Source organism: Lentibacillus kapialis (genome assembly GCF_014646635.1).
In the GTDB taxonomy this organism is placed as follows: Bacteria; Bacillota; Bacilli; order Bacillales; family Amphibacillaceae; genus Lentibacillus; species Lentibacillus kapialis.
Genome location: NZ_BMNQ01000001.1, coordinates 124627 through 151602, shown reverse-complemented (window position 1 = coordinate 151602; position 26976 = coordinate 124627). Strand labels below are relative to the sequence as shown.

Below are 26976 nucleotides of genomic sequence, written 5' to 3'. Positions count from 1 at the left end.
GGCTAAGAAGTTGATATAACAGTCAGTTTAAATCAGACCCAGTTCCTTGCCGATTTTTTCATAGGCTTTGAGTGCATCATCCAGCATCTCTTTTGTATGTGCTGCTGTCGGCATATTGCGGACACGGCCTTTGCCCCTTGGCACTGTCGGGAATACGATTGCTTTCGCATATACTCCTTCTTCATACAACCGCTTGCTGAATTTCTGGGTATCTTTCTCATCACCAATGATACAGGGCGTAATGGGCGTTTCACTGACACCGATGTCAAACCCGAGTTTCTTCAAGCCATCTTTCAGATAATGGCTGTTTTTCCACAGTTTTTCATTTAAGTCCGTTGATTGTATCAACAATTCAATCGCTTTTGTACTTGCTGCCGCGTCTGCCGGTGAAACAGCTGTCGAGAATAAAAACGGGCGGGAGCGGACTTTCAGCCAGTCAATCAATTCTGTTTTACCGGCAACATAGCCGCCGATAACACCCATTGCTTTGGACAGTGTTCCCATCTGAAAATCGACTTTGTCCTGCAGCCCGAAATGCTTTACTGTTCCGGCACCTTTTCCGAGCACACCCGATCCGTGGGCATCATCGACATAGGTGATCAAGTCAAACGCTTCTGCAATATCAACCATTTCCGGCAATTTAGCAATGTCCCCGTCCATAGAGAAGACACCATCTGTGATCACCATGACCTTGTTATATTGACCTGATTCAACTGCTTCTTTTGCTTTCGTACGCAAGTCTTCCATATCCGAATGGTCAAAGCGGATGATTTTTGCTTTTGATAAACGACAGCCATCAATAATCGACGCATGATTCAATTCGTCGGAAAGAATCGCATCATGCTTATCCATAACCGCAGAAATCGCCGCCATGTTACAATTAAATCCCGACTGATAGGAAATAACTGCTTCAGTATCTTTGAATTCCGCCAGTTTCTCCTCAAGTGTAAGATGCAAATCCAGCGTTCCGTTAATCGTGCGGACAGCTCCGGCACCTGCCCCGTGTGAATCAACCGCTTCTTTGGCTGCTTCCCTGAGCCGTTCATCGGTAGCAAGACCTAAGTAATTGTTAGACGACAAGTTAATGAGCTTTTGTCCGTCAATGGTGATTACCGGGCCGTTTGCTCCTTGCACTGGGTCGATTTCATTATAAAGTCCGCGTTCTTTCAACGCCGAAATGTTTTCGTTCAAAAATGATTGCAGTACACTGCTCGTCATTTATACATCCTCCCTTTTATGATGTAAGCCATTTAATCATTCTCAATCATTAAAAATAGGTTCCATTATTGAGTTTAACACATGATCATATGATTTAATATTTTCACCTAAAAAATTTCGCAAATTCTGCAATGTCAGGATTTACTATTATTAATTTACTGAAACAGTGGTGCTTCGTTCTTTATTTTATTATAATAGATAGTGAGAATAGGCATGAAACATGCTTAACAAAAGAGAGGAAAACGATAATGAAGCAAATTTTAATATCACTATTTATTGGCTTAATCGTTTGTTTTGGTATCATCGGCTATTTTCAAACAACTGTTGATACAGATAATATTGTTGAAGAAGAAAACAATAATAGTGAAACGGTTATTCTAAATTAAATTGCATACAACAATAGGGAGCACCTATGCGATGCTCCCTATTGTTGCTGATTAGTTTGGTGTTAGTCAACAATGGTTACGTCAACTGTTTGAACGCCCCATTGGTTAGCTTTTGCCTCTGATGGAACATGGACGTCAATCTTATTGCCGTTAATGGCACCGCCAATATCAGCTGCAGTGGCATAACCATAACCTTCGACATGAACTTTTGATCCTAACGGGATAACATTCGGGTCAACTGCGATCACTTTTTTGTTCGGATTGGCATTCAAGTCAACGCCAGTAGACGTTACACCCGAGCATCCTTCACAGTCAGCAGTATATGCAGTTGCTGTTACTGTCATGGTTTTGCCCTCAGGGTTATCCTGTGAGGAATCTTGTGATTGTTGTTCGCTCGTATTGTTTTCATTGGATACAGCAGTTGCTTGTGTTGATTTATTAGACTGTTCTGTCGATTCATTTGACGAACTTGATTCAGTTGCCTCGGTTCCAGAAGCAGACTGCGTTTTATTTTGTTCGACATGTGATCCTTCAGTTGCTAGTTGTTGACCAACGACAATGAGATCTGACTGAAGATTATTCCAAGCTTTCAATTCATTTACTGACGCACCGAAATCATTACCGATGCCATATAATGTATCACCTTTCTGTACTTTATATGTGCCATTGGTATTATTGCTGTCATTGTTGTTATTGGTGTCATCGATAGAAAGTGTCTGCTTAGGATAAATTGTCGTTGTGTTTAATTCATTTATGTCAACAAGTTCATCCACGCTTGTATTATATTCTTGTGCAATGCTCCAAAGATTATCTCCTTTTTCTACTTCATACTCAGCTGCTGAAACAGTGGTTACTGTAGCACCAGCAATAATGGCTCCTGTAGCGATTGAAGCTACCAATTTCTTCATAGGTAGTCCCTCCTTTAATTACTGCATTGATAATACTATCATAGGTTCATAGGTAATGCAGTTACAGGGGAGTTAAGAGTGTGTTACAAACATTACTGAGTTACAGAAACAATATTACGATTTTAATAGATTTGTGACAAAAAGCGATGGACATTACATTTCTATGTCCAGAATGGCCTTCCTGATGCCTCCAGTCATGAAATGGCAATATAATCTCATGATTCTAACCATAAAAAATCCTTACTGTCAGTGACAGTAAGGATTTTTTATGGTTAGTTTTTTTCAAGTTGTTTCTTATATTGTTCAAATTCTTTTGTCGTACACCTTACCCAGTGATCCTGTTTAACTTCTCTGAACACCGGTTCCTCACTCGTATCATGTTCGGCAGGATCATAAGCCATGCGTTTACGGTACCGTTCATAATCGGGATCCGGAAGTGGAATGGCGGACAGCAATGATTGTGTATATGGATGAAGGGGGTTATTGTACAGTTCATCACTTTCTGCGAGTTCAACCATATTACCAAAATACATAACCCCGATCCGATCACTGATGTATTTCACCATGGATAAGTCGTGTGCAATAAACAGAAATGTTAAACCGTAATCACGCTGCAGCTTTTTCAGCAAATTAACAACCTGTGCCTGAATAGATACGTCAAGTGCCGAAATGGGCTCATCAGCGATAATGAATTCAGGTTCGACTGCAAGAGCACGAGCGATACCAATCCGCTGACGTTGTCCGCCACTGAATTCATGCGGAAAGCGTGTCGCATGTTCCCTGTTCAGCCCGACTGTTTCTAACAATTCTTCTACGCGCATTTTACGATCGGATTCACTTTTCGCCAGATTATGAATGTCAATCCCCTCTGCAACAATATCCATGACTGTCATTTTCGGATTTAAGGAAGAAGATGGATCCTGGAAAATCATTTGCATTTTCCGGTTCAGCTTCAACAAGTCTTTTTTCGATTTCTTTCCATGAACGTTTTCATTATTAAAAACAACCTGACCACCGGTAGCGTCGTGCAGGCGGATGATCGTCCGACCAGTAGTTGATTTTCCGCAGCCTGACTCGCCTACAAGTCCGAATGTTTCCCCCTTGTAAATATCAAATGAAATATCATTTACCGCTTTGACAATATTACTGCGGCCAAGTTTAAAGTGTTTCTGCAGATTCTTTACTTCCAGTACCTTTTCCTGTTCCATCAGTCTTCACCATCCTTGCCTTCGTCCATTGAAGCAAACCCTTGCATTCTGCGCTGGACCGATTCCGGCGGGTCAATCTGTGGCGCATGTTCATGCAGCAGCCAGGTGGCAGCATAGTGAGTATCAGATACTTGGAACATTGGCGGTTCCATCTTTGTATCGATTTCAAGGGCAAACCTGTTCCTTGGCGCAAACGCATCTCCTTCAGGCGGATTCAGCATATCCGGCGGGCTTCCCGGAATGGCATAAAGCTCTTCCTCGTCACTATCCAAGGTCGGCATGGAACCGAGGAGCCCCCAGGTATAGGGATGCTTCGGATTATAGAAAATATCATCGGCTGTTCCGATTTCAACAATCTTTCCGGCATACATAACTGCCACACGATCTGCCACATTGGCTACGACGCCCAGATCATGTGTAATGAAAATGATGGCACTATCCATTTCACGCTGTATCTCCTTCATCAACTCAAGGATTTGCGCCTGGATTGTCACATCCAATGCAGTTGTCGGTTCGTCTGCGATCAGGACCTTCGGATTACAGGCAAGCGCAATCGCAACGACTGCACGCTGACGCATCCCTCCGGAAAACTGGTGTGGATATTGATTGATCCGTTTTTCTGCCTGTGGAATACCCACCAGTTCCAAGAGTTCGATCGTTTTGTCCCTTGCCTGGGACTTGCTCATCTTCCTGTGCTTGATCAGCCCTTCTGCGATCTGCTTCCCCACTTTCATGGTTGGGTTCAGGGAGGTCATCGGATCCTGAAATACAGTTGATATATCCTTGCCGCGCAGCTTCTGCATTTGTTTATTCGAATAATTAGTAATATCTTCACCTTCAAACAGAATTTGCCCTGTTTTGATATAGCCCTGAGGTTTTGGCAATAATTGTGTGATAGCCTTGGTAGTAACCGATTTACCTGAACCGGACTCACCCACAATGGCCAGTGTTTCCCCTCTTTTCAGGTCAAAATCGATGCCTCTTACAGCTTGAACTTCGCCGCTGTAGGTATTAAATGATACGCTTAAATCGTTTACTTCCAGTACTTTGTTCATTCCCGAAACACCTCCCTTGTTATTTGTGCATTTTCGGATCAAACGCATCCCTGAGTCCGTCACCAATCAGATTGAATGCAATCATGATGACCGATATCAGGACGGCCGGATAAAATACCATGTATGGATATAATCTTAATACTTTAAATCCGGAGTCGACCAATGCACCGAGCGATGCCTCCGGCGGCACAATACCAAGACCAATGAAGCTGAGAAATGCCTCAAAGAAAATAGCATTCGGAATCGTAAACATCGTATTAATGATAATGATACCGGCAACGTTGGGCATCAGGTGTTTTCGTATGATTTTTCCGTTTGACTGCCCCAATGTTCGTGCTGCCAATACGTATTCCTCATTTTTCTGTTTCAGCACTTCGCCCCTTACAATACGTGCCATACCCGTCCAGCCGGTTATTGTAAGGGCCAGAACAATGGAAATGATGCCTGGTTGCAGAACAATTAAAAGTAGGAATATGACAACAAGATTTGGAATTCCAATAAGAATTTCCAGAATACGCTGTAAAACATTATCGACTCGTCCACCGTAGTAACCGGAAATGCCGCCATAAGCAACGCCGATGAGAAGATCAATCGCAGCGGCTGCAAACGCGATGATCAATGATACACGTGTCCCAAGCCAGATTCGTGTCCACTGATCACGGCCAAGCTGATCTGTCCCAAGCCAAAAATATTCATCCTGCATTTCTTTTGCTTCATAAATATGATAGGTTGCTGCAACTTCAGCGGAATCAGCACTTCCATCACCTTCAGAAAGCACCTCTATATCAATAAAATCCTCATCATTATTATAACGCATCACGGCATTTTTAGTTGCCTCTTCAACATCGTCGCCTTTAAATTCCGACGCTAATGTCCCATTCATTCCAAAAAAAGGCAAATCTTCTATAACTGGAATTTTAGGGGGCATTTTAGCACGTGATAAATCTTGTTCATCCATGCCATACTCATTAAAATGTGGAGCGAAAATACTCATAATGATAATGATAATCATAAGAATAATACTTAATACGGCTGATTTGTTTTTAAAGAATGTGCGCCGCGCATCCTGAAAGAAGGATCGGCTCGGTTTTGTTATTCTTTCACTTGTATCCTCTTTCCGTTCGTGGGGGACAAAGAGTTCCTTTGGTGGCTCATGTTTCTTCTGATTCGTTGCCATTTAATTTCCCCCTCCAGTCAGCCGGATTCTAGGATCGATAAATACATACAGAATATCAATGACAAGTATGATCACGATAAACAGAACCGAAAACAAAAGGGTTGTTCCCATAATAGTCGGATAGTCAAGCACTTCAATGGAACTGACAAATTGCTCGCCGATACCCGGGACGGCAAAAATCTTCTCAATAACAAGTGTCCCTGTCATAAGCGATACAGCCATTGGTCCCATGACGGTTACCAATGGAATGAGCGAATTTCGCAGTCCGTGCTTAAAAATAACGCCCGGTTCTGTAACACCCTTTGCCCGTGCAGTAGTTATGTAATCCGACCCAAGCACGTCCAGCATTTCTGTCCGCGTGAAACGGGCGGCAGTAGCCATTGGGAAAATAGCTAGTGCAATGGTTGGCAAAACAGTATGTGCATAAGTTCCCCATAATGCCACAGGGAACAGCTCCCACTTCGTTGCAAAATACCACTGGAGCATTCCTGCAAATACAAAGGATGGAATTGATGTACCCAATACAGCGATTATAGTCGAGGTATAATCCAGCCACCCATTATGATAAATCGCGGCAATCAGACCAAATAGGATCCCCGCAATTGTTCCAAAAACAAGTGCTTGCATCCCAAGTGTTAAAGAAGGGGGCATCCGATCCAATAGAATTTGAGTGACCGGTGTATTGTCAAAGTGAAAGGATATTCCTAAGTCCCCCTGCACGAGACCTGCCATATAATTGACGTATTGGACCGGAATCGGGTCATCAAGTCCGTACTTCGCCAATATCACTTCCTGTTGCGACTCCGATAGTTTATTCTCTGCAGAAAGCGGGCTGCCGGGAAGCAGCTTCATAAGGAAGAATGTAATGGTGGCAATAATAAACAGCGTTATAAGCATATATAAAACACGCCGTAATATATATCGAAACATTTCCGCACCTCCTGATTCATTATAGTCGTTCATGCTGTTTATAAAATATTCATTATTATAAGACTTTTTTCTTTACAGGGTAAAAGAGAGTACATGCCATCAGGTCATATACTCTCTCAATCACAGCATATTTGGTTGACGTTGCCTAGTTATTCGCCAGACCCTACGCTGGCCCATTTCCATTCATATGTCGGTCCAAATGAATTGAAATAGATATCCTGGATTTTCGGGCGAACCAACTGTGCTTTTGCACTTTGATAAATGGGTGCAACAGCAGCCGTTTCCGCGAGGATTTTCTCAGCTTCCAAGAAGTTGTCATAACGCGCTTCCGGATCCTGCGCCAGTTCATCTGTCGTCTCCTGAATCAACTTGTCATACTTTTCGTTCGAGTAGCCCATTTTGTTGTTTTGCCCGTCTGTGAGCCACAAATTCAGGAACGTGTATGGGTCCATGTAGTCCGGACCCCAACCGGAAGTCTGCAGCTGGTAATTCATGTTTGTATCAGCATCCAGACGCTGCTCAAAAGGAACTGATTTCAATGATACTTCCAGACCGGGAAGGTTTTTCTGCAGTTGGTTGACAACATATTCATCAGAAAGTTTTGCCGTTTCACTGTCGCCACCGAGCAGCTCCAGTTTTACGGAATCTTTGCCGATTTCTTCAAGACCTTCTTCCCAAAGCTTTTTAGCTTTTTCCGGATCATAAGTAATCAGGTCGCCATTTGCTTCACGGAAATCCTCACCGCTTGGCGTTTGCACAAAGTCAGCCGGCACAAAACCGGTTGATACGATAGATCCATTATTTAGAATCTCATCAACCAATGCCTGTTTATCGAATGCCATGGTGATGGCTTTACGCATTTTTTGGTTGGCAAGCGCCTCACTCTTCGTCTGGTTCATTTTCAGATAGAACAGAGAAGCTTCCGGAAAGACTTTATAGTGGTCGTGTGACTGATATTTATCAACAAGGTCTGAAGATAGACCTGCACGATCAACTTCACCTGACTCATATAAATCCACCGCTGTCTGCGGATCTTTAACAACTTCAAACGTCATCTTTTTAAGCTCTACTGTCTCTGCATCCCAATAATCTTCGTTTTTCTGGAGTTCCCAGGAGCTTGCTGTACTGTTCCAGTTTTCCAGGGTAAATGGACCATTGAACAATAACGTATCAGTACTGGTTGCGTATTTATCTCCCTGTTCTTCAACAAAGTCCTTATTCAACGGGAAGTAAGTCGAAAAGGTAGCCAATGATTCAAAATATGGCACCGGGTTTTCCAAGTTCACTTCCAATGTATAATCATCAGGTGCTTTCACTCCCAATTCTTTGACCGGAACATCGCCTTCGTTTACAGCTGTTGCATTTTTGACAACACCGCCGAGCATGTATGGACCGTACTCCGATCCTGTCTCGGGATCCACCGCGCGTTGCCAGGCATAAACAAAGTCATGTGCCGTTACCGGATCTCCATTTGACCATGTTGCATCTTCACGAAGATTGAATGTCCATGTTGTACCGTCTTCACTTACTTTGTGGTCCTTTGCAATACCCGGAACGATTTCACCATCTTTCACGCGATAAAGACCTTCCATTGTCGCGCCAGTGAATTGAATCCCATATTCGTCGGTAGCCATGCCAGGGTCCATTGACGGAATGGTGTCACCGTTTGTAAAATGAAGAACCTGTTCTGCATCTGAACCGGAATCCCCTTCTGATCCTTCGTTTGATCCTCCGTCGCTGCCGGAATCGGATGAACCGGATTCACCTCCGCCGGAACATGCGGCCAGGAACAGACCAAAAAGTAAAGCTAAAGACAAAAGCCATACTTTCTTCATGTTGAAAATACCCCCTTAATTAGTCCTATTTTCTGATAATTTAGCAGATTTAGCTGCTGATATGAATTATACTATTTTTCTCACAAGTTTGTAAAGAGCTATTTTAGGGAATTGTACCTGTATGGTTGTGTGCCAGTTGATAAAACGCTTTCACACCAACTTATCTGAGCTAAAAAAATTAAATTTTTATCCATTTCTTATGATATACTATGACTATACCGCAATGACTTTAGAAGGCAGGATTTACGACTATGCTCAAACGGAATTTACAGCTATTCGCTCTCAATATTGGGGTCATCTTTCTTACGGTCTGCTTGGCAGCATCTGCCTTGACGGTTCTTCAATTTTTAAATATCACCTTTTATTTTGTACTCATTTATATGGTTTTAACACTGGCCACATATACGGTTAAAGGCGGTTTTTATGACGGTGTGGCTTTTGGCCTTCGCCGGTTCCGCAGCAAGATATCAAAAGACGGAGATCCCCTGGAGGATTGGCGGGAAAAAGCTGCACCATCAGCACGTATTAGCATGCCTTTTTACAAAGCTGTACGCTTTCAGACCATTGCTCTTCTTTTGCTTCTATTAATCCTTTTTTTGATTTATTATAAATAAGGATTCAGTCGACTGTATTGACTGGTGAAGAATAGGATTGAATATGACAGTTAGCATACAGACTGTCATATTCTCACCGGTTCAGCCGAAAACACTCCTCAAGAAATTGCTAAGCATGTTGAACAACTTACTGAAAAAGTTTTCGACTTTATTCCAGAATCCTTCATCATTAACCAAATCTTTAACTTTGGACGCAATATCATCGAGTTGTTTTTTTACATTATCAAAATTAATATCCAAATCGCGCATCCTGTTAAATAGGTCGATCAGCATCTGCCGGTCTTCGTCACTTAATGATATATTCAGATTGTTGAGCTGTTCCTCTACAATTTGCCGAACTTCTTCTTTAGTCGCAGGGTCTTGATCAGCTATTGACTGTTTAATTTCTGTCAGCAGCTCGCTGACCTTTTCCTGACTCAGTCCTTCTTTATTAGCCAGGTTAGTTGCTGCGTCAAGTTCATCATTCGCGAGCTCCATTCGTTCCTTATCAAGTTGATGCCCCTCAGCGTCATAGGCCTTATAGATGCCTGTAAGCGCGGAATGTCCACTGACTTTAACCGGGGAGGCAACATCAACGGTGGCATTTTCGACACCTGCCGTCAACAGTGCGTTGGCATACATTTCATTGGTTACTTCTGTAATGTTATCAGGCGTGACAATATTAATTGTTAGGCCTGAACCCTCTTCCTCACGCTTGATTTTGGCTGACGAAAACATCCTCGAGTTCGGATCGCCATCAATATAATTCGCTATATCCTCACCAGTTACAGTATAGTCCTTAACACTGTCAGGATCGGTCACATTAAGCTGCTTTGTAACTTCCTGCTTTTGAGAGTCTGATAAAGTATCACCATATACGACAATTGGAACACCCAGTTTTTCATTTATGCTATCATTTGTGGCGTGCACAGGTGTGGCAAAGCTAACTATCACAGCTGTTACAGTCAGCAAAGCAACAACCGAATACATATAACATCTCATGTATGTTTCTCCTTTACCGTAAGTTTTACGTGCCTTGTCCATTTTAGATTTCACAAATAATCAATCCTTATTATACTGTTTTATATACCATTTGAACAGTTTTTTCCTCAAGTGTTTAAGAAGCAATTTAGGGGAAGATAGGATGGTGAGCATTAAACTTTCAACTTATTTCGCACTCTTATATATTATACATTCAGGATAACGAACTAAATTGAGAAAGAAGGGAAAACAATTTCTGAGGAAAGCATCAATGTTAAACGAAATTTAATCATCATGTGGTTTGCGAATTTTTTCGTCGGCGGCAGCCTGACAATGGTACTCCCATTTCTTTCTTTGTACATCGAAGAATTTGGCAATTTCTCTGATGCGTACGTGCAAAACTGGTCAGGATGGATTTTTGGCATCACATTTGGTGCAGCTTTTTTTGTTTCGCCTATATGGGGGCGGATTGGCGATAAATTCGGACGAAAAAATATATTGATTCTCTCGGCCACGGGGATGGGACTATCCGTCCTATTAATGGGTTTTGCTGATTCGGTGTGGGAGCTTTTTTTCCTGCGTTTGTTTATGGGTATCTTTACCGGGTTTATTCCTATGTCACAGGCGTTGATTTCAACCCAGACACCAAAAGAAGTCGCCGGCCGTGTATTGGGTACCCTTCAAACCGGAAGTGTGACCGGTAACTTGATGGGGCCGTTACTTGGAGGCGTGATTGCTGATTTATTCGGTTATTCCGCAACATTCAAATGGGTATCCATCACTATCTTTCTTTCCGGCTTGCTTGTGCTGTTTGGGATCCGTGAGGTGCTCCACAAAAGTGAAGAAGGCACAACCAAAGAAACAGCCTATACAAGCAAACAAGTGCTGCTGCACATTCTCGGGCATCCCGTGCTGCTAGCGGTCATGCTTATATCTGCGCTTGTCCAGATTGCGCATTTCAGCATACAGCCTATTCTTTCGCTATATGTGGCGGAAATCCACGGTCCCGCCAGCATTGCATTCTTTTCAGGAATGGCTTTCTCAGCGGCGGGACTGGGAAATTTATTGATGGCCAGACGCTGGGGACGCATTGGGGATCGCGTCGGTTATATCAAAATATTAATTCTTTTACTGTTTATGGCGGGGCTTGTTTATTTCCCGGGAGCATTTGTTACAAACATTTGGCAGCTGGTGCTGCTCCGTTTCCTTCTCGGGATTTCAATCGGAGGCGTTATTCCGGTCCGCATTGCTTATATCAGACAGGAAGCACCCCTGTCCATTCAGGGGGAAATGCTCGGATACAATACAAGTTTGCGTTTTTTGGGTAACGTTATCGGGCCCGCATTAGGCGGTATGCTGTCCGGATTCTTCGGTATTTCTTCTGTATTTTTCGTCACAAGCGCACTGTTGATTGCAAGTGGTGTGATTATGCTGGTCACTTGGTATCGGAACGATTATGCAAAGAATAGTAGGCGGAAATATCATACACAAACGCTAGCCTCCCGATCACCTAATCACAGCAGCTAAAACAAGCTGCGGCGGAAAGGACATACGAAATTTCGGCAGACTGAAATTGGAACAGCGGGTTTGATATATACAGCTTAATATGTTAAAAATAGTAACGTACTATTTAATTTAGAAAGAACGTGATAGTTATGGGCGCAATTGTTGTCGAAGTCTGTGACGGAAACGCCATCACTTCTTTGGATATAGAAGGAATCATTGAGAGTGAATTTCCAGAGGTTGCCGTACTCATGAATGAATGTCTGGCTATATGCGGTCTGTGCAGGGTCCGGCCTTATGCCCTGGTTAACAATCGTCGTGTGTACGGAAAAACACCTGAAGAATGCTTAGACAGAATACGGGCAGCTATAAGAGAAGAACTGGCTGTTTACCAATAAGGGTAAACAGCCAGTTCTTTTAATTCAGCCATTACAGGTAGCAAGACAATCACTTTAATTTTTGAGAGACTGGTTTCGACATTTATTTTTGCAAATATTGCCCGGGAAATATTATGTCGAAAAATTGTATTTGAAACGGCCTCGCTGTCATGCTTATTATAAGCTTGCCTTCATAATGTCAATTGAATCCTGTCTTGTCAGTTTTTCAAAATTGCCGAATTCCGGACGGACTTGAACCGTTTTATCAGCAATTTCGTCAAGTTCGTCTTCGCTGATTCCATATTCTTTTAATGAAACTGGGGCACCTAGCGTCTTCCAGAATTCCCGAAGCTTATGAATCCCCTCCAGCGCTGCTTCGCGTTCGCTTTTGTCTTCAGGATCAACATGGAACACTCGAACAGCCAATTGCATGAAACGACCGGCATTATCTTTATGCAATACATGCTTCATCCAATTTGGAAATAATACAGCAATACCCGCGGCATGCGGAATATCATGTATCGCTGATATGGCATGTTCGATATCATGTGTCGCCCAATCGCCTTTATATCCCATATTGACCATGCCGTTTCGAGCCAGGACTGCACTAAGCATCACACTTTCCCGCAATTCATAACTACCGGGATTCTCAAGCAGAAGCGGCCCGATATCCAACATTTCCCGCAAAATGGATTCAGCGAGACCATCCTGTACTGCAGTATTTGACGTATGATGAAAATAATTTTCCAAGACGTGCGCCATAACATCAACAATTCCAAATACTGTCTGTTTATTAGGCACAGAATAGGTAAGTGCCGGGTCAAGAATCGAAAATGTCGGATAGGCATTCGGAGTAGCCCATCCTTTCTTCTCCTTCGTTTCCCAATTCGTGATAACGGAGCTTGCATTCATTTCCGATCCTGCTGAGGCTATAGTTACAATTGTTCCAATCGGCAATGATCCGGTTGCTTTTCCCTTTTGTGTAATGATGTCCCAGATATCGGTCTCCGTTTTCGCTCCAACAGCGATCGCCTTTGCTGCATCGATTACACTACCACCACCGACTGCAAGCAGAATATCAATTTGTTCCTTTTTGCAGACATCAATTGCTTCGCGTACTGTTGACAGCTTTGGATTCGCCTCAATTCCTGCAAACTCTGTTATGTCTGAATTAATGTCGTTTAATTTTTCAATGATCCGGTCGTAAATGCCGTTTTGTTTAATGCTTCCGCCCCCATACAATAGCAGGACCTTATTTCCGTATTTGGGCATTTCTTCGGTAAGAGAATCCATTTTTCCCTCTCCGAAAATAAGTTTGACCGGGTTGTGAAAAGTGAAATTATCCATTTGAAGGGCCTCCGGAAGTTATTGTTTATAAACAACTGCATCCATTTCAATCAATACATTTTTCGGCAGACGGCTGACTTCCACCGTAGCTCTTGATGGATATGGTTGCGTTAAATAACTCCCATAAATATCATTAACCGTCGCAAAATTATCCATAGAATCAATATAAATGGTGAATTTAACCACTTGGGAAAAATCGCTGTCTGATTTTGTCAAGATCGCCTGCAGATTGTGCATAACCTGTTTTGTCTGAGCGTCTATACCATCAGCAACTTCCCCTGTTTCCGGGTTAATACCGATCTGGCCGGACACATAAATGAAATCTCCTGCCTCGATTGCCTGTGAATATGGCCCAATTGCAGCCGGTGCTTCTTCCGTGTAAATTTCTTTTCTCATCATCTTTCCTCCCATTCCTGAATTTACATTTATCCTATCATGCTATGACGTTACAATACTACTTTTCTGAAATATCCTCCATATAGGACATGACATCCCGGACATAATAAATATCGCCGTAACACGCATCCATCTTTTCAGCTTCCTCACGGAGACAGCGGAACTTTGCCTGATTATCAGCAGCCGCATACATCTCTTGTGAAAAACGAACCGCCGCTTCTTGTGTATATTCACCCGAATTAGCGTCCACGTAATCAATAAATCCCCTTCCGAAATTATACGATTGAACTGCCAGCTGTATATCACCATCGGCTTCCTCAAGTGTATTTGCAAAATAATGGACACCTTGTTTGATAGACAATTCAGGATCCTGGATACATCCTCTTGATCCGCAATAGCTCTCCGACGATTGCATTGGATCATGGCCCCGTCCGCCTGATTCCTGCATCATCATTCCCAGGAGAACATCAACATGTTCTTGAACGTTAAATTCTGCGGCATATTTTTCGACGACAGGACGGTAATCCAGCACCTGTTCACTAAGGTGTGCCGGGTTATGCGACTGCTGCTGTTCTTCAATTGCTAAAATAGAAAGGACGATAAACAGACTTCCCAGAACGGTAGTGATGAGTATTGTTTTCTTGATAGCCTGCTTTGTTTGTCGTTTCATCATAGCCCTCTGTCTTTCCTGGAGTTAATCGAAATTCCCGCAACTTCACATATACCATGGATTCATTAGATTCATAGATACATTCCCTTAATTTCACTCAAAAAAACACTTTTTCCTCACACCATTTACTAAATCGTTTTCCATTCGCTTCTATCTAATTTTACGTAATTTTTAAAATTATTGCAATGGTATGGTATGATATACTTAGGGTTTTAAATTGAAGCAAAGGAGATGGTACTATGATGCAAACACCGCTCTCCATTGGCATCATGATGGAACATGCGGAAAAGTTTTTTGCTAAAAAAGAAGTCATCTCACAGACGCACGATAACTTGCACCGACTGACATATGCCGAAGTCGGTGAACGGACTCGACGGCTCATGAGTGTCCTTGGACAGCTTGGAATACAAAAAGGTGAACGCATTGGAACGCTTGCCTGGAATCACCACCGTCATCTCGAGATTTACTTTGCTGCCCCGGGAATGGGTGCTGTATTGCATACGATTAATATACGACTGGCACCCGAACACATCATTTACATTATCAACCACGCCGAAGATCGCATTTTGTTTATTGATGAAGATATTCTCCCGTTGATTGAACAAGTGCGAGACAAATTGAACACAGTTAAAACCTTTGTTGTCATGACTGACAAGGATGAACGTCCTGAATCAAACCTGACACCCCTTTATTCATACGAAAAACTGCTGCAGACCGGCAGCCCTGAACAACCTTTTGAAAATGATATTGATGAAAATGATCCCGCCGTCATGTGCTATACTTCCGCAACAACCGGAAAACCCAAAGGTGTTGTGTATTCACACCGTGGTATCGTGCTTCATAGTTATGCACTTGGACTTGCCGACACAGCTGCAATTTCCGAATCAGATGTGTCGATGCCTGTTGTACCACAATTTCACGTCAACGCCTGGGGAACCCCCTTCGCCTGTACCTGGTTCGGTTCAACACAGGTAATGCCCGGGCCACGTTTCACACCAAAGCGGCTTGCCGCGTTCATTGAACGATTCAAGGTAACCATTACAGCAGGTGTTCCGACTATCTGGCTTGGTTTACTGCGCGAACTCGAACAGGAAGACTATGATACCTCAAGTCTTCGCGCTGTTCTTTGCGGCGGCTCCGCTGCCCCGAAAGGACTAATCAAAGCCTTTGAACAAAAACTGGGCGTGCCGTTTGCACACGCTTATGGCGCAACCGAGACCACTCCGCTCGTCACATACTCGCGACTGAAGAGTTACCAGAAGGATTTAAGTGAAGAAGACACGCTGAATGAACGTAGCAAACAAGGCATTTTAGTTCCGGGATTGGAGATGAGAGTAATAAATGATGCAGGTGACGTTACCTGGAATGGTGAAGAAATGGGCGAATTACTGTTGCGCGGACCATGGATAGCCAGTGAATATTACGAGGATGATCGGACTGCGAATGCGTTTCGCGACGGCTGGTTCCATACTGGCGATGTTGTAACGGTTGATGGAGAAGGCAGTATACAAATCGTTGATCGTACGAAAGATTTGATTAAAAGCGGCGGAGAATGGATCTCATCGGTGGAGATCGAAAATGCTATCATGGCACATGAATCCGTGTTTGAAGCAAGTGTCGTGGCGATGCCTGACGCCAAATGGCAGGAACGTCCAATTGCTTGTGTGGTTTTGCATAAGGACCATCATATAGGGAAAGATGAGCTGCTTACATTCATCCGGCCGCAATTTCCCAAGTGGTGGGTCCCTGATGATGTGTTATTTTTCGATGAGATTCCCAAAACATCCGTCGGTAAATTCCTCAAGCGCGAATTACGTACACAGGTTAAGGAATATTACGAGATAAAAAATTAAATGACTTGTGCAGAAAGAAATCGGCATTCGGCCGATTTCTTTTATCTTGTAACGTCAGAAAATACAAATAATGGATAACCCTATAAGAAAAATTCGACACCCACTATAAAACGAGATGAATGCCGTGTTTTTTTGAAAGTGGAAAAATAAAGGAATGCTATCATCTAGCTAATCCCGTGTTTATCTATCGTTTGAACAAGCGACCTTACAATCTCTGCCACACTTTCTTCTTTCTCAATCGCACCAACACCCTGACCGGCCCACAAAGACTGCATATCAGCTACGGAATATTCCTTTCCTGCTGACCGAATATCCTTTGTCATTTGATTTTGCGCAGGGAACGGGTGCAGGGCGATGCCGCTTTCTTCCATCTCGTTAACAAACTGATTCCGGATAGCGCGAGCCGGGCGGCCGGAAAATACCGCCGTGATTGTCGTATCATTTGTTCTCGCTTTAATGAGGGCACGACGATAGGCCGCATTCGTCCCCGCTTCTTCCGCCACTAAAAATCGCGTGCCAAGTTGAACAGCGGATACCCCCATTCCCAAAAACGCATCAACCTGTGACTTCGTATGTATACCGCCGGCTGCTATCACGGGCAGATTAATATGCGCCAGCAGCTCTTGGACCAATACGTGTAACCCCGTCTGACAGCCATCCGGATACTTGCTAACATCAAACGTCCCGCGATGCCCACCTGCTTCCGCTCCTTGTGCGACGATAGCGTCATAGCCGGATTCTTCCAGCGACTGCGCCTCTTCCAGGTTGGTAGCCATGCCGATCAACGTAACATCATTAGCTTTCAGACGATCTACTAACATGCTTGACAGTGAACCAAATGCGGTGCTGACAATCTTAATATTCTCCTCGATGATAACATTTACTTTCTCCTGTAAATAATCATGAACTTTTACCGAATTGTCGCCAACGTCCATGTCCAACTTTTCGCGGTATCGATTAAGAAATTGCTGCATCGGCTGTATATCATCTGAAAATGCCTCCAGATTGAGGGTAAATAAATTCACGGCAAAGGGTTTATCGGTCAGCTTTTTAGTTTCCCGGATATCATATTTTAATGCTGTATCACTCATATAACCTGCCCCGATTGTCCCAAGCGCTCCAGCCTGCGCAACAGCTGCAACCATTTCAGGAGTTGTTATCCCCCCTGCCATCCCGGCTTGAATAATCGGAACTTCTATTCCGAGCCTGCCTATTAATGTCGTCATGACCGTATTCCTCCTTATCTGCAATTACGTCAATCATATCATATTTTAGAATAGCTCGGTATTTGTCTTGTAGAGAGTACCGCAGTTTCTCTTGTAAGGTCATCCATTATTTATACTTTCTGTTGTTATTAGAAAATACTGATCCATTCTTTTCACTATACATACTGAGTATTTTCTCCTGCTTCTTGACAATTTTTCGAAAATTCCGTATTATAATAACCATTAACTATATATGGTTGTGAAAAAGTGGACATGACGCTTGCTTGAATTCATGCTTGGAGGGATGACGTTGAAGATCAAAATTGCTGTGTTCGGTCATAAGGATATTAGCCACAAACTTTACAGCTATGCTACTACCCAGGAAGATATCGAGATTTTCCTATTTGAATATTCGAATCCAGATGAAACAGTGGCACTGGTGGAAAAAGCCATTATGTGTGATATATATTTATTTACCGATGCTCTTGCTTATTTATATGCTAAGGAATTAATTGACAAAAAGCGACTTCCCGCTGTTCAAGTGGACTTTAATGCCTACATGATTCTCTCTTCTTTTTATCGCTTAACAAATGATTACAAGCGGGAAGTAAAGAGACTATCTATTGATATACCCGAAAACAAGCATGTTGATGAAGTCCTGCATGATTTAAATATCAACGACCAAGACATTTATACTTACAGCTACGGAAATGACCCATATGTTGACACCGGCCGGATTGCCAGCTACCATGAGAAACTTTGGCAGGAGGGAAAAATTGACTTTGTCCTGACGTCCATCAGAGAAGTGGATCAGATTATAAGGAAAAAAGGTATACCCGGCAACTGCATGATAATTCCCGAATTAAATCTTGTACGTGCTATGGAAAAGGCTAAATCTATTGCGACCATTAACAACTCACAAGGTTCGCAAATTGTGACCAGTTACGTCCGCATTAAATCTATTAAGACGAATCGATCAGAAAAAAATGATTTGTACATGAGAGAATTGCATTCAAAACTGCAGCGGATATTAATGAATTATTCCAGCAAGGTATCGGCATCGGTCATATCACTCAGCAATGGCCAGTTTGTTTTGTTCGGAACTCACCGAATGCTTGACCATATTACGAGCAGCTATCGTGATTTTGCGTTGCTAAACGAGATAGAAAACGCTCTTAACACACCGGTCGACATCGGTTTTGGTCTTGGACTGTCCCCGAAACAGGCTGACGACAACGCCAAACTTGCACTAAAGACCTGTGAAGAGAAAGAAGATGGAACGTGTTACATTATCAATGAACGCCGTGACATGATCGGTCCGCTCGGTGTAAAAAAGGAATTCAATCCGTCAGCGTTATACCGGTCGTTAATTCATAAGGCCAAATTAAACAATGAACTATCCTATAATTTCATTGATTTCATTGAAGTGCGTAACAATGAGCCATTTTCATCCAATGATATCGCAACCTATTATGGCGTAACAAAGCGAAGTGCTGAGCGGACTATAAAAAAACTGGTGGCAGGAAACGTCATTAAAGTAATCGGTGAAGAAAAGCCGTATATAAAAGGACGCCCGCGAAAATTATTTAAATTGAATCAATAAATGCAAACAAGCACCACCGCTAGGCATTCCTGCTCGGGTTTTTTATTTAAAATGCAGACGATAGCAAATCGCCTGCATTTTTTCTTGTAACGTCAGAAAGTATAAATGATGGATGACCTTATAAGAAAAGCTTCGGCATTCGCTATAAGACGAGGCGAATGCCGAGTTTTTCTAATAACGTCAGAAAGTATAAATGATGGATGACCTTATAAGAAAAGCTTCGGCATTCGCTATAAGACGAGGCGAATGCCGAGTTTTTCTAATTATGAAATTTGCTGTTTTGCCTGATTCGAATTACTTTGCATAAATTGCATAACGGTAATAACTGCGAAGATCGCAAGACCTGCCAGCGAGATCGTTATGTGCGGGTAAACCATAAGCAGACCGGCAATGATCATGATAAGCCGTTCAATCCAATTCAGCGAATTGACATAATAACCAATCAGACTGGAGCTTATTGCCGCCATGCCTATCATTGCCGTCATAACAGCTACGGACACATTTAACGCATTTGCATCCCCCTGAAGCAGCAGTATTGGCTGCGACACAAACATATACGGTATCACAAATGCCGCAATCGCAAGCTTAACAGCCGTTACACCCGCCTTCATTGGGTTCGCACGTGCAATCCCTGCACCGGCATAAGCTGCCAAACATACAGGTGGTGTAATGTCAGCAACAATGCCAAAGTAGAACACAAACATATGCACGGCAATAACAGGAACATCAAAGGCCAATAATGCCGGAGCTGCCATGGTTGCCGTAACGACATAATTGGCAGTGGTCGGGAGTCCCATACCTAATATAATACACGCAAACATCGTGAAAACCATGACAAGAAAAAATTGTCCCTGTGCCAAGTCAATGATTCCCCCGGCAATTTTGGGGCCTAAGCCTGTTATCGTAACAGTGCCTGCAATAATACCTGCTGTCGCACAGGCGGCAATAACGGGCAATGCCGTCCGGGCACCTTCTTCAAGCAACTTAATAATCGCTTTTAATGACATCCGTGTTTCTCTTCTGAAGAAACTGATGATAAAAGCAACGAAGATAGCAAACAAGGCTGCAAACGTTGGTGTATACCCTGCTAGCAGGAAGCCAACGATAATCACGAGTGGTGCAAACAAATCAAGCCGCTTGATTAAATTTTTCAGCTTTGGAAGCTGGTCAATTGTCAATCCTAAAATCCCCTGTTTCCTCGCTTCAAAGTGTGTCCCCATAAAAACACCGGAAAAATATAGTAATGCCGGAATAAGCGCAATAATAATAATCTCACTATATGGAACACCTGTATAGGATGCCATAATAAAAGCGGCAGCCCCCATAATCGGCGGCATTAATTGCCCCCCTGTCGATGCCGCTGCCTCTGACGCAGCAGCAAAGTGGGGCTTAAAGCCTGCGTTTTTCATCATCGGAATCGTGAATGAACCCGACCCAACTGTGTTCGCTACAGATGACCCGCTGACCATCCCTTGTAAACCACTTGCCGCAACGGCAGCTTTAGCTGTTCCGCCAGTATACTTTCCTGTCAATCTTAAGGCGATATCGTTGAAAAACTGGCCTATATTTGTTTTAACAAGAATGACTCCAAAAAACAGAAACAAATATATATAAGTGGATGAAATTTGAATAGGAATACCAAAAACACCGCTTGAACTAAAAAACATCTCCGTTGCAAGCGAAGGCCAATCATAACCAGCATGACCGACTATTGGAATATGATTGCCGAACAAGCCATAAAGCAACGCAATAATGGCTATTATGACTATCGGGACACCTACAACACGTCTTGTTGCTTCGAGCAATAGGAGTATTCCCACAGTGGCAACAATTTGATCAAACGCTGTAAAACCAAAAACGATAGCCTCATTGATTAGATGGTCGTACTTATAAACGATATAAAAGTTTGTAAACAGCGCTGTCAGCGCCAAAAGCGCATCATACCAGGGGACTCCTTTATTTTTAGCCATGGCAGGTTTGATCGGATAAAGCAAATACACCAGACTTAAACCTGCTCCAAGGTGTATTGCCCCTTGAATCATGGATACCTTAGCCCCGTAGTAAGCTGTATAAAGCTGAAAAATGGTTAATGCAGCTCCGATTGCTAACGTAAGCCATCCCCATGGCCCAAGTTTGGTTCGGAAATTGCTCTCTTTATCATACTTTGCCATTAATTCATGTTTGTCGATTTCGTTTGTTTGCTGCTCAGCCACCGGTTTCCCTCCATTCCTTTCGTTCTGTCAATTTCAAGCTACATACGCGTCATCCGCACAAAAGCGTATGCACCTTGATGTCCTCAGGCACAGCTTAAGCAAAAACGCTCAGTGGCAACCTTTGCCACGGTACGTTTTTGCTTAAGACATTGAAGGATCAGGTATTGGGGCCGGACATAGCCATTCCTCATAAAGTATCAGCAGTGCCCAAATATTACACTTATCTTTCCTGTGAAAAGCCGGACACCAAATGTCCGGCTCTCACTACTCAATAATGCCGACTTCTTTAAAATACTTTTCAGTACCGGGATGCAGAGGCAAATCACCAACACCATTCATGGCATTATCCTGTTTTATTAATGACGCCTGTTCTATGGTCATGTCGCCTGACTTTTCATACAATGTTTTGGTAATTTTGTATGCAAGGTCTTCACTCACCTGTTCTGTTGAACCTAACAGTAGCGCCATTGCCGTGATTGTCTCTGCCGGCTCTTTCTGCCATTCGTAAGTACCCGGCTCAACCGTATAGGCTTCATACTGGCTTTTATCCAACACTTCCTGCAAAGCATCACCTTTAATATCCAGGAATTTCACTTCATTTGTCGCATTGGCCAGTTCGTCCGTGGTTGATGAAGGTACACCAACAACAGCAAAGGAAGCATCAATTGTGCCATTTTGCAATTTGCTTTTTGCATCACCAAAACCTTCTTCATAAGCCTTGTAATCGCCTTTTTCAATGCCGTGGGCACTCAGCACTAGTTCCGCAGCTTCTCGTGTCGCACCGCCCGGAGGACCGATAGCAACCTTTTTACCTTTCAATTCCTTAATCGATTGGATGCCTGTCGATTCAAGTGTCACTACCTGCAGGGCTTCCGGGTAAAGTGAGCCAATAACGCCGACTTCATCCGATTTTTTCCCCTTAAACTCACCTGTTTGATTAACAGCATTAATCAGTGTTGTATTTTGTGCGATGCCTAGCTGATAATCACCTGATTGAATTTTGGCGATGTTCTCAACTGACGCACCGGATTCAACCGAACTCACGTCAAATCCTTCTACTTCAATATTATCTTTAAAAAGATTGGCCATCTCGCCGCCAAGCGGGTAGTAAACACCACCAACACTTCCTGTACCCATCGTTAAGTTTGTCATAGGTTCAGCAGAACCACCGGAACTATCGCTCCCACCACTGCTGCCCTGGCCACTTTCACCACAGGCACTCAAAATCATACCAACAGCAAACATCAAAATAACTAAGAAAAGAGTGCGCTCTTTCAACATAATTCCCCCTTGTATATATTATTATTAAACGACATGAAAACGGTTTACCTTTATATTTTACCCTGGATTAATGATCATTTCAAGTTTTAAAATGATTCCGAACGTTAACAGAATAATATAGTGCCAGCACCCATTTCATTCAAGATTGCTGCCGTAAACGTCAAATTCATTTGACACACAAATTGCAAAAAGCCCGGATATGAGCATCTTGCGCACATCCGGGCTTTTTGCTGTCACGACTTTTTGTTGAACAGGTAATCCATTATTTGATCAAAAACCGGTACTGAATCTGTAACGAGAAACACTGGCAGTAGCATTATTGCAAAGATAACGGCAATATTCGATACAATAAATTTGACGGTTCCTGATAAAAAATACTTCATTTAAACCACTCCTTCGATATGCCGTTATCTTCATTATAAAACTCATTCACAATTCTGTAAAATTTGTTTTCAATCTATATATTCAACAGCTCACGCACATCTTCTTCATTTAAGCTTGACAACATTGCTTCGCCTGGCTGGATCACCTGATCAATCAGCTCCCGCTTTTTCTGCTGCAGGTCGTATATTTTTTCTTCAATTGTCCCTTCAGTTACAAGGCGGATCACCTGAACAACATTTTTCTGCCCGAACCGGTGCGCCCGTCCTGTCGCCTGATCTTCAACTGCAGGATTCCACCATAGATCATACAGGATAACCGTATCTGCTCCGGTTAAATTTAGCCCGGTACCGCCTGCTTTTAAGGAAACAAGGAACACATTTTTTTCGCCCTGATTAAACCGCTCACTCATTTGAACACGCTCCTGAGATCCGGTTTGACCATGAAGATAGAAATAATCAATGTCTTCCTCATGCAATTTCTTCATGATGATTTCATGCATACTGGTGAATTGAGAGAAAATCAGCATACGCTTGCCATTTGCCACAGCATTTCTAACCGTGTCCATCAGCTGGTTTAACTTGCCGGATTCACCTTCATAGTTTTCCAGGAACACTGACGGATGACAGCAAATTTGGCGCAGACGTGTGAGGCCGGCCAATATCTTCATACGGTTCTGCTGAAAGCTGCTCTCCTTCATCGATTGAGCTGCTTCCTGTTGCAGCTGACGCCAATATCCTACGTACAGATCTTTTTGTTCTTTCGTCAACTCGGATACATGCACCGATTCAATTTTCTCCGGCAGCTCTTTCAGGACATCCCCTTTTACCCGGCGTAAAATAAATGGCCTGGTCATTGAAGCGATTTTATCATTCTCAAGCTGCTTGAATTTTCGCTGCCGCGGCATCAACCCCGGCAAAATGACCTGAAAAATGGCCCAGAGTTCGTCAATTGAATTTTCAATAGGCGTACCGCTCAAAGCAAAACGCCTGCCTGCTTTAACTTGACGTATAGCTTTGGATGTCTTGGTTGCATAGTTTTTTATATACTGTGCTTCATCGAGAATCAGTGTCTGGAATGTTTTTTCCTGATATAATTCAATATCCTGTCTTAACGTCGCATACGATGTGACCCAGACATCTTTATCGTTATTCGTTTCTATCATTTTCGCTCGCTCAGCAGGCGCTCCTGTCATAACAGCTACCTTTAGGTCAGGTGCAAATTTTTCACATTCGTTTTTCCAGTTGTATAGCACTGATGATGGCGCGATTATCAAATGAGGCGTATCCCCGGGTTCCGAGAGAATATAAGCAATGCTCTGGAGTGTTTTCCCAAGCCCCATGTCATCGGCAAGGATACCGCCCAGATGATAGCGGCTCAACGATTTAAACCATTGATAGCCGGTCAGCTGGTAATTCCGCAGTTCCGCATTCAGGTTTTCCGGCAACGGGTAGACCTGCTCTTCGGGTGACCGTAATTGATGCAAAAGTTTTTGAAATGCCGGGTCATATTGTTTTTTCGTATCAATCAGCTCATCGATCTGAGTACCACGATAAACAGGCATCTGCACATTTCCATCCTGCAAATCCGCTTGACTGATTTCCAAGTCATCGAATAACTGCTTCACAGATGCGAACTCTTCTCCTTCCAAAGAAAGAAAGGCCCCATCCTGAAGACGATAATAACGCCTTTTTTCCATCACCGCATTGAGCACCTGGTCCACTTCTTGATCATTGATTCCATCAATATTGAAACCAATATCCAGCAAATTAGACGATGATTCAAGCTGGACACTTGTACTCGGTGAGGCTTGTGTATCAGCAAAAAACCGGCGAATGTCATCAGTCATATACACTTCAAGATATTTGTCAAGCACCGGTAAGACATTAAACAAAAAATCGTACAATGTATCATCATCGACTTCAATATACAGTTCTTTGCCGTTGTAGCGAAAGTTTGCGTGCTCAATCAAGTTCATGATTTTCTGTTCTTTTTCCACATCACGGATAATGATAACGTCATCAGATTGCTTCCGCCCATTAAACGGGTCAAGTTCATGACTGCCGTAATGATAGTTTAATTCGCCGGCAATCCAATTCTCTTGTAATTCGAGGTATAATTTAGCTTTCAGTGGAAACTGTGTGATGTCATCAGCTATATTTTCAGATATCTGCACGTCACCAATTTTTTTCAGGGACGGGACCACTTGTGAAATAAAGTCATCAGACTTTTCCTTGGGTACCGGTAATTGATTATTTTGCTTACCGGCAAAAGACAGTTGTTCAATAATCGGAATCTGCTCTTTAGTCGGAAAATAGAACGTCCCATGTGAAAATAATAAGCTATAGTGTTCAAAAAAGGTAACGGATTCGATATTATCCATCAAGAGAGACAGTTCGCCTTCCTCTGTTTTGGAAAGGTCAAACTGAAACGGCAGCTCATCTTCCACAAGCTTAATGTTTTGATAGGACGCCTCTGCAGCCTTAACGGTGAAATCGCGTTCCGACAGTTTCTGCAGCAATTGTTCGGCAATTAATGGCGGCATAATGACTGCCCGCTCAGGGGTATTCATAAACCGGTAGATATTTCGGTCAAAATACACTTTTTCGTTGTTCAAAATGGTGTATAGCGTCTCGAGAATTTCCATGTCCTGTTCATGGAAATAATGGATTTCCGGGTTATAGGTGAACGTTTTCGTGAAATAGTGTTCATTCCCTGAAAAGACATTGTCGAGAAAACCTTGTACGTTTTTGACGACAAGCGGCCGATTCTCACCGACTTTCAGCTCAAGTAACAGATTATGTTCATAGTTCCATCTACAGTAATACTCGACGTGAAGCGGGACTTTTTGCAATGTGATTTCGGAAACCGGCTGAAATGCGTTCAGCGATGCAATGGAGTTCATCAGCCAATCGGTCATATGATAATCTTTCGACATTCTGATCGGATTATCAATGTTACTATTGCTAATTTTTATTAGGACAGCCGCGATGTGCTTGCAGGGACCAAACGTGGAGTATGCCGGACAATCGCAATACACATCCATCGAACCATCGGCTAACTCGGACGTGTTGACTTCCACAAAGTATTCCTCAGACCCATGTACGGATGCGGACCAGATTTTAAAATTGTTATCATAAGTCAGATCGCTTACCAGATCTTTTTGATAATATCGCCAGCCGCGCTGGTAGACGGCAGTTGAAAACATTTTTTGTATATTAAGATCACGGATTTGTTTCAAAACACATTTACCCTACCTTCTGGCATCTTATTCACTATTAACATTGTATATGAGACGATGCCATTTTTAAACTAAAGACTATTTTTAATAGGATGGAAGCATTAAACGGATTATAAACGTATATTCTTGAAAGAGTGCTGTTGTGCGGCGAACATGCCATGAGAAACTCCAGCAGGCGCCAGAGTTCTCCATTTAAATCCGTCACTTCATCTTATCCGGGAGTGCGTGGATGGATTCAATCAAATCGTTCAGCTTGCCTTCAATCCGGTGCAGTAAATAAAATGTTACCACGATCGGAAAGCCAACTTCCGTGACAAATGACACCCAAGTTTCCACTGATATGACCTCCTCTTGATTTGGATTAATTTTATGTCCGGGTGATTTCAAACTCATCATGACGTTCAACCATATAAAGCGGACGTTCCTGAAGCCCTGCAACAACAGTTGCGATAGCATACAATTGATCGGCTGCCGCTTCCGGTTTTACATTGTTAAAACGTTTTGCTTTATAAATGGGTTTCCCTGTCATCATGTCGTCCCCGTCATCCAGCACCAGCGTTAGCCGTGATCCCCCTTTTTGTGCTGCCGCCATGCTGATCACCTCCCTTCACCCCT

General features: G+C 43.0%; 24 protein-coding genes. 6 read left to right on the top strand and 18 right to left on the bottom strand.

Going from position 1 to position 26976, the window contains the following annotated elements; translation table 11 throughout:
• Positions 1–27 precede the first annotated feature (27 nt).
• Positions 28–1218, bottom strand: coding sequence for a glycine C-acetyltransferase (locus IEW67_RS00730; RefSeq protein WP_188631131.1), 1191 nt, complete (start codon positions 1216–1218; stop codon positions 28–30).
• A gap of 248 nt (positions 1219–1466) precedes the next feature.
• On the opposite strand from IEW67_RS00730, the gene IEW67_RS00725 reads away from it, so the two are divergent.
• Positions 1467–1604 carry a hypothetical protein gene (locus IEW67_RS00725; RefSeq protein ID WP_188631130.1) on the top strand — a complete coding sequence of 46 codons (138 nt, stop codon included), beginning with the start codon at positions 1467–1469 and terminating at the stop codon, positions 1602–1604.
• Between the two features lie 62 nt (positions 1605–1666).
• Here IEW67_RS00725 and IEW67_RS00720 read toward each other — a convergent pair whose 3' ends face one another.
• The 6 genes from IEW67_RS00720 to IEW67_RS00695 all read right to left on the bottom strand — a co-directional run bounded on the left by IEW67_RS00720 (position 1667) and on the right by IEW67_RS00695 (position 8717).
• A complete protein-coding gene (locus IEW67_RS00720) occupies positions 1667–2512 on the bottom strand; it encodes a LysM peptidoglycan-binding and 3D domain-containing protein (RefSeq protein ID WP_188631129.1) in 846 nt (281 codons plus the stop codon).
• 272 nt (positions 2513–2784) lie between these two features.
• Positions 2785–3720, bottom strand: coding sequence for an ABC transporter ATP-binding protein (locus IEW67_RS00715; RefSeq protein ID WP_188631128.1), 936 nt, complete (start codon positions 3718–3720; stop codon positions 2785–2787).
• Positions 3720–4775 (bottom strand): ABC transporter ATP-binding protein, encoded by a 1056-nt coding sequence (locus IEW67_RS00710; protein ID WP_188631127.1) that lies wholly within the window; start codon positions 4773–4775, stop codon positions 3720–3722. The genes IEW67_RS00715 and IEW67_RS00710 overlap by 1 nt, the downstream gene beginning before the upstream one ends.
• 19 nt (positions 4776–4794) lie before the next feature.
• Entirely contained in the window at positions 4795–5952 is a 1158-nt protein-coding gene (opp3C, locus tag IEW67_RS00705) for an oligopeptide ABC transporter permease (protein ID WP_188631126.1), read from the bottom strand.
• Positions 5953–6882, bottom strand: a complete 930-nt coding sequence (opp3b, locus tag IEW67_RS00700) for an oligopeptide ABC transporter permease (RefSeq protein ID WP_188631125.1) — start codon at positions 6880–6882, stop codon at positions 5953–5955. It lies immediately after the preceding gene.
• A 149-nt stretch (positions 6883–7031) separates the two neighbouring features.
• Positions 7032–8717, bottom strand: coding sequence for a peptide ABC transporter substrate-binding protein (locus IEW67_RS00695; RefSeq protein ID WP_188631124.1), 1686 nt, complete (start codon positions 8715–8717; stop codon positions 7032–7034).
• A 251-nt stretch (positions 8718–8968) separates the two neighbouring features.
• Between IEW67_RS00695 and IEW67_RS00690 the strand changes: the two genes are divergently transcribed.
• Positions 8969–9331: a DUF3899 domain-containing protein gene (locus IEW67_RS00690; RefSeq protein ID WP_188631123.1), complete on the top strand. Its 363-nt coding sequence runs from the start codon at positions 8969–8971 to the stop codon at positions 9329–9331.
• Between the two features lie 81 nt (positions 9332–9412).
• Here IEW67_RS00690 and IEW67_RS00685 read toward each other — a convergent pair whose 3' ends face one another.
• Complete coding sequence (locus tag IEW67_RS00685; RefSeq protein ID WP_188631122.1) at positions 9413–10312, bottom strand: DUF1002 domain-containing protein; 900 nt, start codon at positions 10310–10312, stop codon at positions 9413–9415.
• A gap of 273 nt (positions 10313–10585) precedes the next feature.
• Here IEW67_RS00685 and IEW67_RS00680 point away from each other — a divergent pair, with 273 nt between their 5' ends.
• Positions 10586–11818, top strand: coding sequence for an MFS transporter (locus IEW67_RS00680; RefSeq protein ID WP_188631121.1), 1233 nt, complete (start codon positions 10586–10588; stop codon positions 11816–11818).
• 128 nt (positions 11819–11946) lie between these two features.
• A complete protein-coding gene (locus IEW67_RS00675; protein ID WP_188631120.1) occupies positions 11947–12192 on the top strand; it encodes a YuzB family protein in 246 nt (81 codons plus the stop codon).
• Between the two features lie 156 nt (positions 12193–12348).
• Here the strand turns inward: IEW67_RS00675 and IEW67_RS00670 are convergent, their stop codons facing one another.
• From IEW67_RS00670 to IEW67_RS00660, 3 genes are read right to left on the bottom strand one after another with little or no spacing between them, the layout of a single operon-like run.
• Entirely contained in the window at positions 12349–13518 is a 1170-nt protein-coding gene (locus tag IEW67_RS00670; protein ID WP_188631119.1) for an iron-containing alcohol dehydrogenase, read from the bottom strand.
• A gap of 18 nt (positions 13519–13536) precedes the next feature.
• Entirely contained in the window at positions 13537–13914 is a 378-nt protein-coding gene (locus IEW67_RS00665; RefSeq protein WP_188631197.1) for a RidA family protein, read from the bottom strand.
• A gap of 58 nt (positions 13915–13972) precedes the next feature.
• The gene (locus IEW67_RS00660; protein WP_229671632.1) at positions 13973–14587 is read right to left on the bottom strand and encodes a lysozyme family protein; all 615 of its coding nucleotides are present in this window, start codon (positions 14585–14587) and stop codon (positions 13973–13975) included.
• Positions 14588–14823: 236 nt separating this feature from the next.
• Between IEW67_RS00660 and IEW67_RS00655 the strand changes: the two genes are divergently transcribed.
• On the top strand, positions 14824–16437 hold the full coding sequence (locus IEW67_RS00655) for a long-chain fatty acid--CoA ligase (protein WP_188631118.1): 1614 nt from the start codon (positions 14824–14826) through the stop codon (positions 16435–16437).
• Between the two features lie 164 nt (positions 16438–16601).
• Here the strand turns inward: IEW67_RS00655 and IEW67_RS00650 are convergent, their stop codons facing one another.
• Positions 16602–17663, bottom strand: coding sequence for an NAD(P)H-dependent flavin oxidoreductase (locus IEW67_RS00650; RefSeq protein ID WP_188631117.1), 1062 nt, complete (start codon positions 17661–17663; stop codon positions 16602–16604).
• 283 nt (positions 17664–17946) lie between these two features.
• Between IEW67_RS00650 and IEW67_RS00645 the strand changes: the two genes are divergently transcribed.
• Positions 17947–19245, top strand: coding sequence for a hypothetical protein (locus tag IEW67_RS00645; protein ID WP_229671631.1), 1299 nt, complete (start codon positions 17947–17949; stop codon positions 19243–19245).
• Positions 19246–19508: 263 nt separating this feature from the next.
• Here the strand turns inward: IEW67_RS00645 and IEW67_RS00640 are convergent, their stop codons facing one another.
• The 6 genes from IEW67_RS00640 to IEW67_RS00615 form a co-directional block, all read right to left on the bottom strand.
• Positions 19509–21416, bottom strand: a complete 1908-nt coding sequence (locus tag IEW67_RS00640) for a TRAP transporter permease (RefSeq protein WP_373288466.1) — start codon at positions 21414–21416, stop codon at positions 19509–19511.
• Positions 21417–21722: 306 nt separating this feature from the next.
• Positions 21723–22739: a TAXI family TRAP transporter solute-binding subunit gene (locus tag IEW67_RS00635; RefSeq protein ID WP_188631115.1), complete on the bottom strand. Its 1017-nt coding sequence runs from the start codon at positions 22737–22739 to the stop codon at positions 21723–21725.
• A gap of 233 nt (positions 22740–22972) precedes the next feature.
• On the bottom strand, positions 22973–23122 hold the full coding sequence (locus tag IEW67_RS00630) for a hypothetical protein (protein WP_188631114.1): 150 nt from the start codon (positions 23120–23122) through the stop codon (positions 22973–22975).
• A 74-nt stretch (positions 23123–23196) separates the two neighbouring features.
• Positions 23197–26361, bottom strand: a complete 3165-nt coding sequence (locus tag IEW67_RS00625; RefSeq protein ID WP_188631113.1) for a DEAD/DEAH box helicase — start codon at positions 26359–26361, stop codon at positions 23197–23199.
• Between the two features lie 201 nt (positions 26362–26562).
• A complete protein-coding gene (locus IEW67_RS00620; protein ID WP_188631112.1) occupies positions 26563–26697 on the bottom strand; it encodes a YvrJ family protein in 135 nt (44 codons plus the stop codon).
• Positions 26698–26728: 31 nt separating this feature from the next.
• Entirely contained in the window at positions 26729–26953 is a 225-nt protein-coding gene (locus tag IEW67_RS00615) for a DUF1659 domain-containing protein (protein WP_188631111.1), read from the bottom strand.
• Positions 26954–26976 lie beyond the last annotated feature (23 nt).